Here is a 15,233-nt window from a genome sequence, read left to right as displayed (position 1 = left end):
GGCGGCACGCATGCCCGCGGCTTGAGCGAAACTCCCCAAGGGGCGCGGGGAACTGCGCGACCAGCCACGAACGACCCGCACCCGGCGACGATACGATGCCCCCAGAGACGATCACCCGCTCAACCCCCGGAGGGACCATGGCAGGGGAGCCACAGGACGACTGCCTGTTCTGCAAGATCGTCGCGGGTACCATCCCGGCGACGATCGTCCGCGAGACCGAGACGACCGTCGCCTTCCGGGACATCAACCCCCAGGCACCCACCCACGTCCTGGTGATCCCCAAGGCGCACTACCCGAACGCCGCCGAACTCGCCGCCGCGGCCCCGCAGCTCGCCGCCGACCTGCTGCGCGAGACGCAGACGGTCGCCGACGAGGACAAGCTGGAGAGCTACCGCATCGTCTTCAACACGGGCAGCGGCGCCGGCCAGACCGTCTGGCACGCCCACGCGCACGTCCTCGGCGGCCGCGGCCTGGAATGGCCCCCCGGGTAAGCGGTAACCGGTAAACCATCGTGTCCGTCCGTGAATTGGTGGTCCTCGGCACCGCCAGCCAGGTCCCGACCCGGCACCGCAACCACAACGGCTATCTGCTCCGCTGGGACGGCGAGGGCCTGCTCTTCGACCCCGGCGAGGGCACCCAGCGCCAGATGCTGCGCGCCGGCGTCGCCGCCCACGACCTGAACCGGATCTGCGTCACGCACTTCCACGGGGACCACTCGCTGGGCCTGCCGGGCGTCATCCAGCGGATCAACCTGGACCAGGTGCCGCACCCGGTCACCGCCCACTACCCGCGCTCCGGGCAGCGCTTCTTCGACCGGATGCGGTACGCCACCGCCTACCGGGAGACGGTGAAGCTGACGGAGGCCGCCGTCGACGCCGACGGTGTTCTCGCCCGCACCCCCTCCTACACACTGGAGGCCCGCAAGCTCTCCCACCCCGTCGAGTCCTACGGCTACCGCCTCATCGAGCCGGACGGGCGGCGGATGCTGCCCGAGCGGCTGGCCGCGCATGGCATCAAGGGCCCCGACGTGGGCCGCATCCAGCGCGAGGGCGCGCTCGGCGGGGTCACCCTCGAGGACGTCAGCGAGGTGCGGCGCGGGCAGCGGTTCGCGTTCGTCATGGACACCCGGCTGTGCGACGGGGTGTACGCGCTGGCGGACGGCTGCGACATGCTCGTCATCGAGTCGACCTTCCTGGACGACGACGAACACCTCGCCAACGAGCACGGCCATCTGACGGCCGGTCAGGCCGCCCGCGTCGCCAGGGCCAGCGACGTACGGCATCTCGTCCTCACTCACTTCAGTCAGCGCTACACCGAGCCCGAGGAGTTCGAGCGTCAGGCGCGGGCCGCCGGGTTCGAGGGGGAGCTGACCGTGGCGCACGATCTCCAGCGCATCCCCGTCCCGAAACGTAGATAAAGAACCCAGGTACAAGGGGCGTACGATTCCCGGATGCCCCTCCCCAAAGCAGAACTGCACCTGCACATCGAAGGCACCCTGGAACCGGAGCTGGCGTTCGAGCTGGCCGCGCGCAACGGGGCGTGGCTGCCGTACGAGACCACGGACGAGATGCGTAAGGCGTACCGGTTCGACGATCTGCCGTCCTTCCTGGACCTGTACTACGCGCTGATGACCGTCCTGCAGACCGAGCGGGACTTCGAGGACCTGGCCGACGCCTATCTCGCGCGCGCCGCCGCGCAGGGCGTCCGGCACGCGGAGATCTTCTTCGACCCGCAGGCCCATCTGATGCGGGGCGTGGCGATGGGCACCGTCGTCGAGGGCCTGTGGCGCGCGCTGGCCCGCAGCGAGGCGGACCACGGGGTCTCCACCCGGCTCATCATGTGCTTCCTGCGCGACGAGTCCGCCGAGTCGGCCCTCGCCACCCTGGAGCAGGCCAAGCCGTACCTGGACCGGATCACCGGCATCGGCCTGGACTCCGCCGAGGTCGGGCATCCGCCGGTGAAGTTCCGCGAGGTGTACGAGGCCGCCGCCGCGCTCGGGCTGCGCCGGGTCGCGCACGCGGGCGAGGAGGGGCCGCCGGAGTACATCAGCCAGGCCCTGGACGTGCTCGGCGTCGAGCGCGTCGACCACGGTCTGCGCTGCATGGAGGACCCGGCGCTGGTCGAGCGGCTGGTCCGGGAGCGGATCCCGCTGACCCTCTGCCCGCTGTCGAACGTCCGGCTGCGCGCCGTGCGCACCCTCGCGGACCATCCGCTGCCCGCGATGCTCGACGCCGGGCTGCTGTGCACGGTCAACTCCGACGACCCGGCCTACTTCGGCGGCTACGCCGGCGACAACTTCGACGCCGTACGACGCGAACTCGGCCTCACCGACGAGCGGCTGCGGGAGCTGGCCCGCAACTCCTTCCTCGCGTCCTTCCTGGAGGACGACGAGGAGCGGCGGGCGCGCTACCTCGCCGAGGTGGAGGCGTACGAGTTCCGGTAGGCCGGTGGCGTCAGCGGGACCCCGGTGTGGCCGTCGCCTGCCGGGGTCCCGCCGTGTCGTAGGCGGCCTGCCCGGCGGGGACGGCCGGGGTCTCGACGGGGATCTCGACGACCGGGATGTCCGCCGCGCCGGTCTGCCGCCGGCCCGCGCGCAGCGCGACGGCCGTCATCGGTACCGCGATCGCCAGCAGCCCGCAGGCCAGCACCAGGCCCATCCCCGGGAAGCCCGCCCGCTCGGACAGCAGACTGCCGGTCAGCGGGCCCGCCGCCGTGCCCAGCGAGGACGCCGAGCCGACCAGCACCGCCCAGCGGCCGCGCGGATCGAGGGAGGCGGCGAGGCCGATCACGTACGACAGCACCACCGGGTAGCAGGCGTTCCAGGCGATCTCGCCCGCCGCGAAGGCGGGCAGCGTGGTCGCGGAGGAGCTGAGTGCGATGCACCCGGCGATGAGCGTGGTGCCGGCGCCGATCGGCAGCGCCCGCCCGAACCGCACGCCGAGCGCGCCCGCGCCCAGCACGCCCAGCAGCCCCGCGCCGAGCGCCACGGCGAAGACCACGCCGACGGCCGCCTCCGACAGCTGCGCCTGGGTCAGTCCGATGCGGCCGCTGACGCCCCACAGGGCGTTCTGTGCGAGCGACCAGCAGGGCATGGCGGCGGCGAGGACGAGACCGGACCGCAGGTGGGGCAGCGGGGCCCGCTCACGCCGGGCGACGGGAGTGGCCGTGCCGGCCGGCAGCCGACCGGTCAAAGGCCACACGGCGAGCGCGGTCAGCGCGATCGCGGCGAGCGGCAGGCCATGGCCGGGACCCAGGTGCGGGATCGTCAGATACAGCGCGCCCGCGAGCGCGGAGACGCCGAGCAGACCGGCGGTGGAGGCGCGGTGCGGATCCCGCTGGGCGGCGATGCCGGAGGCGGCGACCGCGGTGATCGTGCCCGAGCCGAACCCGCCGAGGACCGCGCCCGCGACGACGGCCGGGACGGTGGTGGTCAGCGCGGCGCCGCCGTAACCGAGGGCGGCCACGGCGAGTCCGGCACGGGCCAGGGCACGGGCCCCGATCCGCTCCACGCGCACGGCCAGCGAGAACCCCGCCGACGCGGAGGCGAGCAGCAGCGCGCTGCCGACGGCGCCCGCCTGGGTGGCGGTCAGCGCGAGGCCCGCGTCCAGGCGGCCGACGGTGGTCGGCAGCAGATAGGGCGCGAGGTACCCGGCCGTGAACAGGGCGACGAGGGGCCAGGGGAGGGTGGTGCGAGGGGCGGACACGGGCGTTCCCGGGGCATGCGAAAGAAGCTGAGAAGGGGGGAGGGGCGCAGGCCGTCGACGGACAGGAACGCGCGGGCAATTTGTATCAAGCACGCGGATACGCGAACAGCGCGGGGGGCGTGATCCGGGTCACCTCTGGTTTGGGGTGGCGGGAGGCGGGTAGATGAGCGCGACTCCGCGGGTGAACGAGCGGCTAGCGCCAGTGCACGGCGCCCCCGGCCGCCGGTGCCGTCGCCTCGATCTTCGCCCGGATCTCCCGCATCACGGCGACGATCCGCTCCTCGTGCCCCGGCGTCAGCCGGGCCACTGGCACCGAGCAGCTGATCGCGTCCTGGGCGGGCGCGTCGTAGCGCAGCGCGAACCCGAAGCCGACGATCCCGGGCACGCCTTCCTCGCGGTCGACGGAGTAGCCGCGCGCCCGTACCTCGGCGAGGTCGGCCGCCAGGGACGCCCGGGTGGTGTGGGTGTTGGGGGTCAGCGCCTGGTACGGCTCCTCGGGGAGCCGGTCGTCGGGGCGCTCGGCGAGCAACGCCTTGCCGAGAGCGCCCGCGTGCGCCGGGAGCCGGCGTCCGACCCGGCTGATCGTGCGCAGGTACTCGTGCGACTCCCGCGTCGCCAGGTACGCCACGTCCCGGCCGTCCAGCCGGCCCATGTGGATGGTCTCGCCCAGCGCATCCGACGCCTCGTCGAGATACGGCCGGACGAGCCGCACGCGGGGGTCGGAGTCGAGGTAGCTGGTGCCGGTCAGCAGGGCGTGGATGCCGATGCCGTAGAGCGAGCCGGTGATGTCGGTGCGCACCCAGCCGCGCGAGATCAGCGTCTGGAGCAGGGCGTACATCGAACTGCGCGGGACGCCGAGCGCGTCCGCCAGCTCCTGGAGCCGCGCCGGACGGTCGCCGCGCGCGGCGAGCAGTTCCAGCAACTCGACCGTACGCGCGGCCGACTTCACCTCGCGGACACCACCGCCGCCGCCTGACTCGGACATGGGGCGATGGTAATGCGGCGGGGTCCCATCGCCGCTATCTTCATACGAGAACGTCGTCTACGTGGGGAGATGACCGTGCCCAGTGACTCCGTGACCAGTGGTCCCGTGCCCAGCCACCTCGCGCCTCGTGACCTCCGGATCGCCGATGTGACGCTGACCCCCGTGCTGGTCGCCGACCCGCCGCTGCTCAACACCCAGGGCGTGCACCAGCCGTACACGCCCCGGCTGATCGTGGAGGTGGTCACGGAGGACGGGATCGCCGGGCTCGGAGAGACCTACGGCGACACGAAGTACCTGGAGCTGGCCCGGCCGCTCGCCGCCCTGCTGAAGGGGCACCAGGTAGCCGACCTCAACGGGCTGTTCACCCTCGCCGGGCGGCTCGCCGTGGACGCCGCGCGGGTCGACGGCGCCGTCGACGTCGGCGGACTGCGCGGTGTCCAGACCGCCGACAAGCTGCGCCTGTCCGTCGTCTCCGCCTTCGAGGTCGCCTGTCTCGACGCGCTCGGCAAGGCGCTCGGCCTGCCGGTGCACGCCCTGCTCGGCGGCAAGGTGCGGGACGCCGTCGAGTACAGCGCCTATCTCTTCTACCGGTGGGCGGACCACCCCGCGGGCGTCGCCGCCGAGCCGGACGACTGGGGCGCCGCCCTCGACCCGCCCGGGATCGTGGCACAGGCGCGCCGGTTCCGGGAGCGGTACGGATTCGGTTCCTTCAAGCTCAAGGGCGGTGTCTTCCCGCCGGACGAGGAGATCGCCGCCGTACGGGCCCTCGCGGAGGCCTTCCCCGGGCATCCGCTGCGGCTCGACCCCAACGGCGCCTGGTCCGTCGCGACCTCGCTGAAGGTGGCCCGGGAACTGGAGGACGTCCTGGAGTACCTGGAGGACCCCACGTCCGGCACGGCCGCCATGGCCGAGGTCGCCGCCGGGACGCCGGTGCCGCTCGCCACCAACATGTGCGTGACGACGTTCGCCGAGATCAAGGAGGCCTTCACGCGGGACGCCGTCCAGGTGGTGCTCTCCGACCACCACTACTGGGGCGGGCTGCGCCGGACCCAGCAGCTCGCCGCCGTCTGCCGGGCCTTCGGCGTCGGCGTGTCCATGCACTCCAACACCCACCTCGGCATCTCCCTCGCCGCGATGACCCACGTGGCCGCCACCGTGCCCGGCCCGCTGCACGCCTGTGACTCCCACTACCCCTGGCAGTCCGAGGACGTCCTCACCGAACGGCTGACGTTCCACGACGGCGCCGTACGCGTCTCCGACGCCCCCGGCCTGGGCGTGGAACTCGACCGCGACCGGCTGGCCTTCCTGCACCGGCGCTGGGCGGAGGACGACGGCGCGCTGCGGGACCGGGACGACGCGGCGGCGATGCGGGCGGCGGAGCCGGGGTGGACGACTCCGGAGACGCCGCGGTGGTAGGCGCGAGGGCGATGAGCCCTCCGGTCCCCCTCTGGGGGGCACGCGGCGTGGTCACTTGACGTAGGCGGGTGGTGTCCGGGTGACCGGAGACACACTGTCAGTGGCGTGGTGCACACTGGCCTGACCCGCACCACGTTCAGGGAGTGCCACCGTGAACGCGTCCGCCGTATCCACCGCCTCCACCGTGTCGACCACGCCCGCCGCACCGGGCTGCCCGCCCCAGGTCGACCCCCTCGCCGCCCTGCGCGCCCCCGGCGACCCGCCGTGGGACGTCTATCTCACCGGCACCGTCTTCCTCGACATCATCTTCACCGGCCTCGACTCCGCGCCGGTGCGGGGGACGGAGTCCTGGGCGCGCGGCATGGGCTCCAGCCCGGGCGGTGTGGCGAACATGGCGACGGCGCTGGCGCGGCTCGGCCTGAAGACCTCCCTGGCGGCCGCCTTCGGCGACGACCACTACGGCGACTACTGCTGGGACGCGCTGGAACAGGGCGAGGGCATCGACCTCACCCCGTCCCGCACGGTCCCCGGCTGGCACTCCCCGGTCACCGTCTCCATGGCCTACGAGGGCGAGCGCACGATGGTGTCCCACGGCCACGAACCGCCTCCCGAGGAGCCGGCCCCCGACTGCCCGCCGCGCGCGCGTGCCGCCGTCGCCTCGCTCGTGCCCGGCACCTCGGCGCCCTGGATCGCCCAGGCCGCCGCCCAGGGCACCCGGATCTTCGCCGACGTCGGCTGGGACGACACCGGCGCCTGGGACCTGGCCGCCCTGCCCGACCTGGCGCACTGCGAGGCGTTCCTGCCCAACGCCGAGGAGGCGATGCGGTACACCGGCTCGACCTGCCCGCGCGCCGCCGCCCACGCGCTCACCGCGTTCGTACCGCTGGCCGTCGTGACCCTCGGCGCGGAGGGCGCGTATGCCGTGGACCGGCGCACCGGCGAGAGCGCGGAGGTCCCGGCCATCGAGGTCGAGGCGCTCGACCCGACCGGCGCCGGGGACGTCTTCGTGGCCGGCTTCGTCACCGGCACCCTGGCCGGCTGGCGGCTCGCCGAGCGGCTCGCCTTCGCCGGCCTCACCGCCGCCCTCTCCGTCCAGGAGTTCGGCGGCTCGCTCTCCGCGCCCGGCTGGTCGGAGATCGCCGCCTGGTGGCGCAAGGTCCGCTCCCTCGACGACCAGGACCCGGCTGCCCTGGAGCGGTACGCCTTCCTGGCGGACCTGGTCTCCGAGGAGCAGGTGCGGCCATGGCCGCTGCGGCGGGCGGTGCCGACGATCGGCTTCCGGCGCTCGGCCTGAGGCCCGCCGGACACGGCCTGGGCCGGGTGGCCTAGGCCCGGTCCAGCCGCAGCCGGTCCGCGCGCGGCAGACCGGCCACCACCAGGTCGTACGAGTCCTCGATGAGCTCCCGGACCAGCCGGTCCGGGAGTTCGCCGTCGACCGTGACGGTGTTCCAGTGCCGCTTGTTCATGTGGTAGCCCGGAGTGATCAGGCCGGGGTGCTCGGCGCGCAGCCGGATCGCGTCCTCCGGGTCGCACTTGAGATTGACCTTCAGGGGCCTGTCGTCGATCCAGCTCAGCGCGAACATCTTGCCCTGGACCTTGAAGACCGAGATCTCCGGGGCGAACGGGAAGTCCTCCACGGCCGCGTTGAAGGACAGACAGAAGGCGCGCAGCTCCCGCGGGGTCACTCCGGTTTCTCCTCCTCGGCCGGCTCGGCCGGGGGCACCGGCTCCACCAGCACCGTCACGATCTTGTTCCGGCGGCCGGCGGCGGCCTCGGCGGTCAGCCGCAGATCGCGGCCGTCCGGGAGGGGCACCCGGGCGGACGCCCCGGCGATCGGGACCCGGCCGAGGGCCTTGGCGAGCAGGCCGCCTACGGTCTCCACGTCCTCGTCGTCGTACTCGTCGAGGCCGTACAGCTCGCCGAGGTCGGTGATGTCGAGGCGGGCGGTGACCCGGTAGCGCTCCTCGCCCAGCTCCTCCACCGGCGGCAGCTCGCGGTCGTACTCGTCGGTGATCTCCCCGACGATCTCCTCGAGGATGTCCTCGATGGTGACGATGCCGGCCGTGCCGCCGTACTCGTCGATGACGACGGCGACGTGGTTGCGTTCCTTCTGCATCTCCCTCAGGAGGTCGCCCGCGTTCTTGGTGTCCGGGACGAAGAAGGCGGGCCGCATCGCCGTGGACACCAGTTCGCTCTCCGCGTCCCGGCTGATGTGCGTCTTGCGGGCCAGGTCCTTCAGATACACGATCCCGACGATGTCGTCCTCGCTCTCCCCGGTCACCGGGATCCGGGAGAACCCGGAGCGCAGGGCGAGGGTGAGGGCCTGGCGGATCGTCTTGTACCGCTCGATGACGATCAGGTCGGTGCGCGGCACCATCACCTCGCGGACCAGGGTGTCGCCGAGTTCGAAGACGGAGTGCACCATGCGGCGCTCCTCGTCCTCGATCAGCGACTCCCGCTCCGCGTAGTCGACCAGCGCCCGCAGCTCCGCCTCGGAGGCGAACGGGCCGTGCCGGAAGCCCTTGCCGGGGGTGAGCGCGTTGCCGATGAGGATCAGCAGCCACGGGATCGGGCCCATCACCCGGGCCAGCGGCAGCAGTACGTACGCCGCCGCCGTCGCCGTGTGCACGGGGTGCTGACGGCCGATGGTGCGCGGCGAGACCCCGACGGCGACGTACGACAGCAGGACCATCACCGCGATGGCGATGACCAGCGCCTGGGCGGTGCTGTCGAACTCCCGCAGACACCCGTAGGTGATCAGCGCGGCGGCGGCCATCTCGCAGGCCACGCGGACCAGCAGCGCCACATTGAGATACCGGGTGGGGTCGGCGGCGACCTGGGCGAGCTTGTCGCTGCCCCGCCGCCCGGACCGTACGGCCTCCTCGGCGCGGAAGCTGGAGACGCGGGCCAGGCCCGCCTCCGCGCAGGCGGCGAGCCAGGCCACGATCACCAGGGCGATCGCGCCGGAGACGAGCGGGAGAGTCATGACACGGTGGGCGCCGGGGACGGGCCGGTCAGGCCCTTCTCCGCACGCCAGCCGTCCACGATGGCGGCCTGGAGGCCGAACATCTCGGCCTTCTCGTCCGGTTCCTCGTGGTCGTAGCCGAGCAGGTGCAGCACACCGTGGACGGTGAGCAGCTGCAGCTCCTCGTCCATGGTGTGCTTCGTCGGCGCCTCGGCGCCCTGCTTGGCGGCGACCTCCGGGCAGAGCACGATGTCGCCGAGGAGGCCCTGCGGGGGCTCGTCGTCGTCCTTCGACGGCGGACGCAGCTCGTCCATCGGGAAGGACATGACGTCCGTGGGCCCCGGCAGGTCCATCCACTGCATGTGCAGCTGCTCCATGGCGTCGGCGTCCACGACGATCACCGAGAGCTCGGAGAGCGGGTGGATGCGCATCCGCGCGAGCGCGTAGCGGGCGATGTCGAGGATCGCCTGCTCGTCGACCTCGGTTCCGGATTCGTTGTTGACGTCGATCGACATGGTCGTGCTGGTCTACTTCCCCTTGGAGCCCTTGGCGCCGGACTTGCCACGGCTCTTGTGCGCGCCGTTCTCCGTGCCGTGCTTGCTGTCGTACTTCTCGTACGCGTCGACGATACGGCCCACCAGCTTGTGCCGTACGACGTCGTGGGAGGACAGCCGGGAGAAGTGGACGTCCTCGACGCCCTCCAGGATCTCCTGGACCTGACGGAGACCGGACCTGGTGCCGTCGGGCAGGTCGACCTGGGTCACGTCACCCGTGATCACGATCTTCGAGTCGAAGCCGAGGCGGGTGAGGAACATCTTCATCTGTTCGGGGCTCGTGTTCTGGGCCTCGTCCAGGATGATGAAGGCGTCGTTGAGGGTGCGGCCGCGCATGTAGGCGAGCGGCGCGACCTCGATCGTCCCGGCCGCCATCAGACGGGGGATGGAGTCGGGGTCGAGCATGTCGTGCAGCGCGTCGTACAGCGGGCGCAGATAGGGGTCGATCTTCTCGTAGAGCGTGCCGGGCAGGAAGCCCAGGCGCTCGCCGGCCTCGACCGCGGGGCGGGTCAGGATGATGCGGTTGACCTGCTTGGACTGCAGGGCCTGCACCGCCTTCGCCATCGCCAGATACGTCTTGCCGGTACCGGCGGGGCCGATGCCGAAGACGATCGTGTGCTTGTCGATCGCGTCGACGTACCGCTTCTGGTTGAGGGTCTTGGGGCGGATCGTGCGGCCGCGCGAGGACAGGATGTTCTGCGTCAGCACCTGGGCCGGGGTCTCCAGGCCGTCGCTCGTACCGGCCTCGCTCGCTTTCAGCATGGCGATCGAGCGTTCCACTGCGTCCTCCGTCATCGGCTGTCCGGTGCGGAGCACCAGCATCATCTCGTCGAACACGCGCGAAATGAGGGCGACGTCCACGGGGTCGCCGACCGCGCTGATCTCATTGCCCCGGACGTGGATGTCGGCCGCCGGGAAGGCCTTCTCGATCACACGCAGAAGAGAGTCGCCGGAACCCAGCACGGTCACCATGGGGTGCTGGGCGGGGACGGTGAACTGTGCTCTCGCCTGCCCCTGCGCGGGGGTGTGGGCTGTGGGTGTCTGAGTCATGGGCCGGCGCTTAAGGCCTGCGGTTCCTCCTCATCACGGCCGCGTAGCTGAGGGCGGCCTCGCGATTCCCAGGGTACGACGGAGCACCGACAACGCCGTAGGGCTTTTCGTATGAGCCGGACGCGTGATGCCGCGGCCACGGGCGGCTGGAGGCGGGGCGGACGGCGATCCGCTCGTCCTGGTTCACGGCTCCTGGGGTGACCACGACAACTGGGCCCCGGTCCTGCCCGCCCGCGCGGCGCGATTCCGCGTCCTCGTCTACGACCGGCGCGGACACAGCCTCAGCGAACGCCCGCCGGGGCAGGGGTCACGGTCCGAGGACGAGGACGACCTGGCCGAGCTGATGGAGACCCTGGGGTTCGCGCCGGCGTATGTGGCGGGCAACTCGTTCGGTGCCTCGATCATCCTCGGCCTGGCCGGCCGGCGCCCGGAGCTCTTCAGCGGGATCGTCGCCCACGAGCCCCCGCTCATGGGCGTCGTGAGCGACGACGCCGAGCTGGTGCCACTGATGGCGGCCACCGACGACAGGATCGCCGCCGTCCTGGCACGCCTTCGGGCAGGTGACGCGCACGGGGGAGCGCGGCAGTTCGTGGAAGAGGTCGCGCTCGGGCCCGGTATGTGGGAGCGGCTGCCGGACCGGCTCCGCGAGACGTTCCTCACCAACGCCCCCACCTTCGTGGACGAGCAGGCCGACCCGCACTGGGCCGACCTCGACCTCGCCGCCCTGCCGGGCTACACGGGACCGGCCCTGCTGACGAGGGGCACGGAGAGCCCGCCGTGGTTCGGTGCGATCACCGCGCGGCTGTCAGGGGCTCTGCGCCAGGCGGAGACGCATACCTTCGAGGGGGCGGGGCACGTTCCGCACATCACCCATCCCGACCTCTACAGCCGGCGGGTGCTCGCCTTCCTGGAGGCGGCCCGCCACCACGCGTAGGGCGGCGGGCCGAGCCGGGACGTCAGCCTCAGTCGTCCGGGTGAGCAGTCCGGGTGGCCCGTCAGGAGGTCCGGGCCGGGTGTGGCGCACGGCGCGCCGCTCGCAGCCCCACTCCGGCCACCACCGCCGTCACCAGCACGATCCCCGTGTCCAGCGCGATCACCGTGCGGACGCCGGAGAGCAGGTCGTCCGTGGTCGTGGCGAGAACGCCCAGCAGCGGGATGCCGACGGTGATGCCGACCTGCTGGGTGGAGGTGACCAGGCCGGTGGCCAGGCCCTGCTCCTCGTCGGGGACGCCGGAGGTGACGGTCAGGCCGTAGGAGATGATCGCGCCCAGGTGGCACATGCTGGCCAGGGACACGGCGGCCGTGGCGAGCCACACCGACCAGCCGCCCGCGCCGAGGCCGAGCAGCGTCGCGGTCAGCAGGCCCTGGCCGGCGAGGGAGACGACCAGCGTGCGGCGGGCGCCGAGGCGGGCGATCACCCTCGGGGTGTACGAGCCCGCCACCACCGACACCACACCCTGCACCCCGAAGACCAGACCGGTCTGGAAGGCGGACAGCCGCAGGACCTCCTGGAGGTACAGGGTCAGCACGAAGACCACCGTCGACATCATCGAGAAGGTGACCAGGCCGCCCAGGTTGCCCCACGCCACCGTGCGCCGCCGCAGCATCGGCAGCGAGACCAGCGGCGCGTCGCTGCGGGACTCGACGACGGCGAACACGGTGAGCAACACGAGCCCCGCGACCAGGGTGACCAGGACGTCCGCGCGGCCGAAGCCGTGGTCGGCGGCCGTGGACAGGGCGTAGATCAGGGCCAGCAGACCGCCGGTGACGGTGACCGCGCCGGGCACGTCCAGCCGGGGGCGCTCCGGGGTCCGCGACTCGGGCAGCAGCGCGGGCGCCAGCGGCAGCACGACCACGGCGAACAATGCGAGCAGGCCCATCGTGGAGCGCCAGCCGAGCAGATCGGTCAGCACGCCGCCCGCGATCATGCCGACGGTGAAGCCGAGCGACATCAGCGTGCCGGAGATCCCGAGGGCGCGGTCGCGGGCCGGGCCCTCCGCGAAGGTGGTGGTCAGCAGGGACATGCCGGTCGGCACGATCGCCGCCGCGCCCAGCCCCTGCAAGGCCCGCCCGGCCAGGAACGACGCCGGGTCCCAGGCGACGGTGGCGAGCACCGAGGCCGCGGCGAACAGGGCGAGACCGCTCAGGAACAGTTTCCGGCGGCCGTACAGGTCGCCGATCCGGCCGAACAGCAGCAGGAACCCGCCGGACGGCAGCGCGAACGCGGTCACCGCCCACTGCAGCGCGGACGGGCTCATGCCCAGGTCGGCGCCGAGCACCGGCAGGGCGACGTTCAGTACGGAGAAGTCCAGCGCGACCATGAACTGGGCCGCGCAGAGCACGAAGAGGACGAGTCTGTCGCGCGTCGGCATCCGGGAGGTGCCGGGTGCGCGGTCGACGGACGGGGTGGTGGAAGGTGGGGTGTCGATCGCCATGGGCACGAGCCTGCGGCGATCGGAATACGCCTGGGGAGTCGCTGCTTATGGTGGTGGTGGCACCACCAGCCAACAGCCAGTGGTACGAGGGGGATCCGTACGTGTCGGTGGACGCGTTGAACAGACATCGGCGGCACGAGCTGCGCGAGTTCCTGATGAGCCGGCGGGCCCGGGTCACCCCGGCCGAGGCGGGCCTGCCGGACGGCGGCGCCCGGCGCCGCACGCCCGGACTGCGGCGCGAGGAGGTCGCCGTGCTCGCCGGGGTGGGCGCCTCCTGGTACCAGTGGCTGGAGCAGGGCCGGGACATCTCCGTCTCGCCGCAGGTCCTCGACGCGGTCGCCCGGGTGCTGCGGCTGAGCAACGCCGAACGCCGGCATCTGTACGTGCTCGCCGGGCTCAATCCGCCCGCGCCCGAAGTGGCCCCGGAGAAGCGGGACATGTGCGACGGGCTGCGGCGGCTGATCGACACCTGGATGCCGTATCCGGCGCACATCATGGACATGTACTACAACGCCGTCCTGTACAACGACGCGGCCGCGACGGTGCTCGGCATGCGCCCGGACCAGACGCAGAACTGTGTCGTCGACTTCTTCACCGACCCGATGTACCGCTCCCGCGACCGCAGTTGGGAGCGCAACGCGCGCCCGGTCGTCGCCCAGTTCCGGGCCGCCTGCTCGGCCTGCCCCGACGACGAGGGGTTCCAGGAGGTGCTGGCGCGGGTGAAGGAGGCCAGCCCGGAGTTCACCCGGCTGTGGGAGGAACGGGACATCGAGGACGCCGGGCAGATCCGCAAGGAGCTGGACCACCCGGTGGTCGGCCTGCTGGCCCTGGAGTCCACCGCGATGAAGGTCCCCGCCCGGCCCGATCTGACGATCGTGCTGCACACCCCGCTGGACGAGGCGAACACCGCGGCCAAGCTGGAGTGGCTGTCCTCGCCGGAGGGGCGGCGCGGGGCGATGTACCCCGTGGCGGGCTGACGGCCGTACGTCTACGTATGCTCAGGTCATGACCGACAGCAGCGCGCTCGACCCCGAGGACCGCAAGATCGTCACCCTGGCCCGTTCCGCGCGGGCCCGCAACGGTGTGCCCGAGGGGGCGGCCGTACGCGACGAGACGGGCCGTACGTACACCGCCGGGACCGTGGCCCTGGACTCGCTGAAGCTGAGCGCCCTGCAGACGGCGGTGGCCATGGCGGTGGCGTCCGGGGCGACGTCGCTGGAGGCCGCGGCCGTGGTGACGGAGGCGGAGTCGGCGTCCGAGGCGGACCGGGCGGCCGTCCGGGATCTGGGCGGACCGGGGACGCCGGTGCTGGTCGCGGGTCCGGACGGGACGGTCCGGGCGACGGTGACGGCCGGCTGACCGTCCGTCGGGTACGGCTTTCGGCCGTTGGTCGAAGGCCGCCGGCTGAAGTCCGTTGGGTGAAGGCCGTTGATGGAAAGCCGTTGCTTGAAGGCTGGAAACACCCCTTGCCGTCGGCGGCTCCCCGGGGCATCAATGAATCCGTAAGCCCTGACGAACCGTCAGGAAACCGCTTGCGTGGCGCGTCCGCACCCGCGCCCGCGGCGGTCGTCTCTCCCGTCCAGCCCCACATGGCATTCCCCACGAGGGAAGGGAGCCCGAAGAAGATGAGAGGCAAGCGAACCGGAACAGGTGCGGCACTCGCGGTCGGGGCCCTCGCGGTCACCGGTCTGGCCTTCGCCCCCGCCGCCCACGCCGTGACCCCGCAGTCGGCGACGCTCACCGCGGACTGCGGCAGCTTCGGCGGCGGCCCGGCCACCCTCACCGCCACGCAGAGCGGCACCACCGCCACCATGACCCTGAAGTCCACCGCGATCACCGCGCCCATCGCGCTCTCGGCGGACTCCATCACCTCGACGCTCACCCTGGTGAAGGCGGGCGGCGGCACCACCGCCTTCACCGGCAAGAAGAACCCGGCGATGGCCGCCGGCGACCCCGTCACCGTCGGACCGCTCACCGGCACCGTCGCCTCCGGCGACCGGCTGGAGGCCTACGGCGGCTCGCTGAAGATGACGGTCTGGGGCATCACCATCACCTGCACGGCGACCGGACCGCAGTCACCGGGTCCGTTCGTGTTCGACTGAGCCCCCTGAGGGACTCGGCGGG

16 protein-coding genes are annotated in these 15,233 nt (G+C 72.3%); 9 read left to right on the top strand and 7 right to left on the bottom strand.

What is annotated here, in order from left to right; all coding sequences use genetic code 11:
• Nucleotides 1-137 precede the first annotated feature (137 nt).
• From ACZ42A_RS03775 to ACZ42A_RS03765, 3 genes are read left to right on the top strand one after another with little or no spacing between them, the layout of a single operon-like run.
• Nucleotides 138-491, top strand: a complete 354-nt coding sequence (locus ACZ42A_RS03775; protein WP_468525501.1) for a histidine triad nucleotide-binding protein — start codon at nucleotides 138-140, stop codon at nucleotides 489-491.
• A 20-nt stretch (nucleotides 492-511) separates the two neighbouring features.
• Nucleotides 512-1,417: a ribonuclease Z gene (locus tag ACZ42A_RS03770; protein ID WP_468525500.1), complete on the top strand. Its 906-nt coding sequence runs from the start codon at nucleotides 512-514 to the stop codon at nucleotides 1,415-1,417.
• A gap of 33 nt (nucleotides 1,418-1,450) precedes the next feature.
• Nucleotides 1,451-2,443: an adenosine deaminase gene (locus ACZ42A_RS03765; RefSeq protein ID WP_468525499.1), complete on the top strand. Its 993-nt coding sequence runs from the start codon at nucleotides 1,451-1,453 to the stop codon at nucleotides 2,441-2,443.
• Nucleotides 2,444-2,453: 10 nt separating this feature from the next.
• Here ACZ42A_RS03765 and ACZ42A_RS03760 read toward each other — a convergent pair whose 3' ends face one another.
• Both ACZ42A_RS03760 and ACZ42A_RS03755 read right to left on the bottom strand, forming a co-directional pair.
• On the bottom strand, nucleotides 2,454-3,704 hold the full coding sequence (locus ACZ42A_RS03760) for an MFS transporter (RefSeq protein ID WP_468525498.1): 1,251 nt from the start codon (nucleotides 3,702-3,704) through the stop codon (nucleotides 2,454-2,456).
• A gap of 193 nt (nucleotides 3,705-3,897) precedes the next feature.
• Complete coding sequence (locus ACZ42A_RS03755) at nucleotides 3,898-4,689, bottom strand: IclR family transcriptional regulator (protein WP_468525497.1); 792 nt, start codon at nucleotides 4,687-4,689, stop codon at nucleotides 3,898-3,900.
• Nucleotides 4,690-4,794: 105 nt separating this feature from the next.
• Between ACZ42A_RS03755 and ACZ42A_RS03750 the strand changes: the two genes are divergently transcribed.
• Nucleotides 4,795-6,105, top strand: a complete 1,311-nt coding sequence (locus ACZ42A_RS03750) for a glucarate dehydratase family protein (protein ID WP_468526128.1) — start codon at nucleotides 4,795-4,797, stop codon at nucleotides 6,103-6,105.
• Between the two features lie 151 nt (nucleotides 6,106-6,256).
• Nucleotides 6,257-7,399 (top strand): carbohydrate kinase family protein, encoded by a 1,143-nt coding sequence (locus tag ACZ42A_RS03745; RefSeq protein ID WP_468525496.1) that lies wholly within the window; start codon nucleotides 6,257-6,259, stop codon nucleotides 7,397-7,399.
• A gap of 31 nt (nucleotides 7,400-7,430) precedes the next feature.
• On the opposite strand, the gene ACZ42A_RS03740 is transcribed toward ACZ42A_RS03745, so the two are convergent.
• The 4 genes from ACZ42A_RS03740 to ACZ42A_RS03725 are packed head-to-tail and all read right to left on the bottom strand — an operon-like array spanning nucleotide 7,431 to nucleotide 10,674.
• Nucleotides 7,431-7,790, bottom strand: a complete 360-nt coding sequence (locus tag ACZ42A_RS03740) for an MmcQ/YjbR family DNA-binding protein (protein ID WP_468525495.1) — start codon at nucleotides 7,788-7,790, stop codon at nucleotides 7,431-7,433.
• Entirely contained in the window at nucleotides 7,787-9,091 is a 1,305-nt protein-coding gene (locus tag ACZ42A_RS03735; RefSeq protein WP_468525494.1) for a hemolysin family protein, read from the bottom strand. The genes ACZ42A_RS03740 and ACZ42A_RS03735 overlap by 4 nt, the downstream gene beginning before the upstream one ends.
• Entirely contained in the window at nucleotides 9,088-9,585 is a 498-nt protein-coding gene (gene ybeY, locus ACZ42A_RS03730) for an rRNA maturation RNase YbeY (protein WP_468525493.1), read from the bottom strand. The genes ACZ42A_RS03735 and ybeY overlap by 4 nt, the downstream gene beginning before the upstream one ends.
• Nucleotides 9,586-9,597: 12 nt before the next feature.
• Nucleotides 9,598-10,674, bottom strand: coding sequence for a PhoH family protein (locus ACZ42A_RS03725; RefSeq protein ID WP_468525492.1), 1,077 nt, complete (start codon nucleotides 10,672-10,674; stop codon nucleotides 9,598-9,600).
• Between the two features lie 127 nt (nucleotides 10,675-10,801).
• On the opposite strand from ACZ42A_RS03725, the gene ACZ42A_RS03720 reads away from it, so the two are divergent.
• Nucleotides 10,802-11,608 (top strand): alpha/beta fold hydrolase, encoded by an 807-nt coding sequence (locus tag ACZ42A_RS03720; RefSeq protein ID WP_468525491.1) that lies wholly within the window; start codon nucleotides 10,802-10,804, stop codon nucleotides 11,606-11,608.
• 61 nt (nucleotides 11,609-11,669) lie between these two features.
• On the opposite strand, the gene ACZ42A_RS03715 is transcribed toward ACZ42A_RS03720, so the two are convergent.
• Nucleotides 11,670-13,109 carry an MFS transporter gene (locus ACZ42A_RS03715; protein WP_468525490.1) on the bottom strand — a complete coding sequence of 480 codons (1,440 nt, stop codon included), beginning with the start codon at nucleotides 13,107-13,109 and terminating at the stop codon, nucleotides 11,670-11,672.
• 155 nt (nucleotides 13,110-13,264) lie between these two features.
• On the opposite strand from ACZ42A_RS03715, the gene ACZ42A_RS03710 reads away from it, so the two are divergent.
• The 3 genes from ACZ42A_RS03710 (at nucleotide 13,265) to ACZ42A_RS03700 (ending at nucleotide 15,211) form a co-directional block, all read left to right on the top strand.
• Nucleotides 13,265-14,086 (top strand): helix-turn-helix transcriptional regulator, encoded by an 822-nt coding sequence (locus ACZ42A_RS03710; protein ID WP_468526127.1) that lies wholly within the window; start codon nucleotides 13,265-13,267, stop codon nucleotides 14,084-14,086.
• 28 nt (nucleotides 14,087-14,114) lie between these two features.
• On the top strand, nucleotides 14,115-14,468 hold the full coding sequence (locus tag ACZ42A_RS03705; RefSeq protein ID WP_468525489.1) for a cytidine deaminase: 354 nt from the start codon (nucleotides 14,115-14,117) through the stop codon (nucleotides 14,466-14,468).
• Nucleotides 14,469-14,734: 266 nt separating this feature from the next.
• Nucleotides 14,735-15,211, top strand: a complete 477-nt coding sequence (locus tag ACZ42A_RS03700; protein WP_468525488.1) for a hypothetical protein — start codon at nucleotides 14,735-14,737, stop codon at nucleotides 15,209-15,211.
• Nucleotides 15,212-15,233 lie beyond the last annotated feature (22 nt).

Source organism: Streptomyces sp. NPDC030838, assembly GCF_055572035.1.
The sequence above is the reverse complement of the archived record's forward strand: the minus strand, read 5'-3'. Positions and strand labels throughout refer to the sequence as shown.

Bases quoted from the DNA above. Each gene is read 5' to 3' on its own strand.
- ACZ42A_RS03725 (WP_468525492.1), bottom strand. From the start codon at position 10,674: ATGACTCAGACACCCACAGCCCACACCCCCGCGCAGGGGCAGGCGAGA.
- ACZ42A_RS03755 (WP_468525497.1), bottom strand. From the start codon at position 4,689: ATGTCCGAGTCAGGCGGCGGCGGTGGTGTCCGCGAGGTGAAGTCGGCC.
- ACZ42A_RS03715 (WP_468525490.1), bottom strand. From the start codon at position 13,109: ATGGCGATCGACACCCCACCTTCCACCACCCCGTCCGTCGACCGCGCA.
- ACZ42A_RS03765 (WP_468525499.1), top strand. From the start codon at position 1,451: ATGCCCCTCCCCAAAGCAGAACTGCACCTGCACATCGAAGGCACCCTG.
- ACZ42A_RS03720 (WP_468525491.1), top strand. From the start codon at position 10,802: ATGCCGCGGCCACGGGCGGCTGGAGGCGGGGCGGACGGCGATCCGCTC.
- ACZ42A_RS03735 (WP_468525494.1), bottom strand. From the start codon at position 9,091: ATGACTCTCCCGCTCGTCTCCGGCGCGATCGCCCTGGTGATCGTGGCC.
- ACZ42A_RS03705 (WP_468525489.1), top strand. From the start codon at position 14,115: ATGACCGACAGCAGCGCGCTCGACCCCGAGGACCGCAAGATCGTCACC.
- ACZ42A_RS03710 (WP_468526127.1), top strand. From the start codon at position 13,265: ATGAGCCGGCGGGCCCGGGTCACCCCGGCCGAGGCGGGCCTGCCGGAC.
- ACZ42A_RS03775 (WP_468525501.1), top strand. From the start codon at position 138: ATGGCAGGGGAGCCACAGGACGACTGCCTGTTCTGCAAGATCGTCGCG.
- ACZ42A_RS03700 (WP_468525488.1), top strand. From the start codon at position 14,735: ATGAGAGGCAAGCGAACCGGAACAGGTGCGGCACTCGCGGTCGGGGCC.
- ybeY (WP_468525493.1), bottom strand. From the start codon at position 9,585: ATGTCGATCGACGTCAACAACGAATCCGGAACCGAGGTCGACGAGCAG.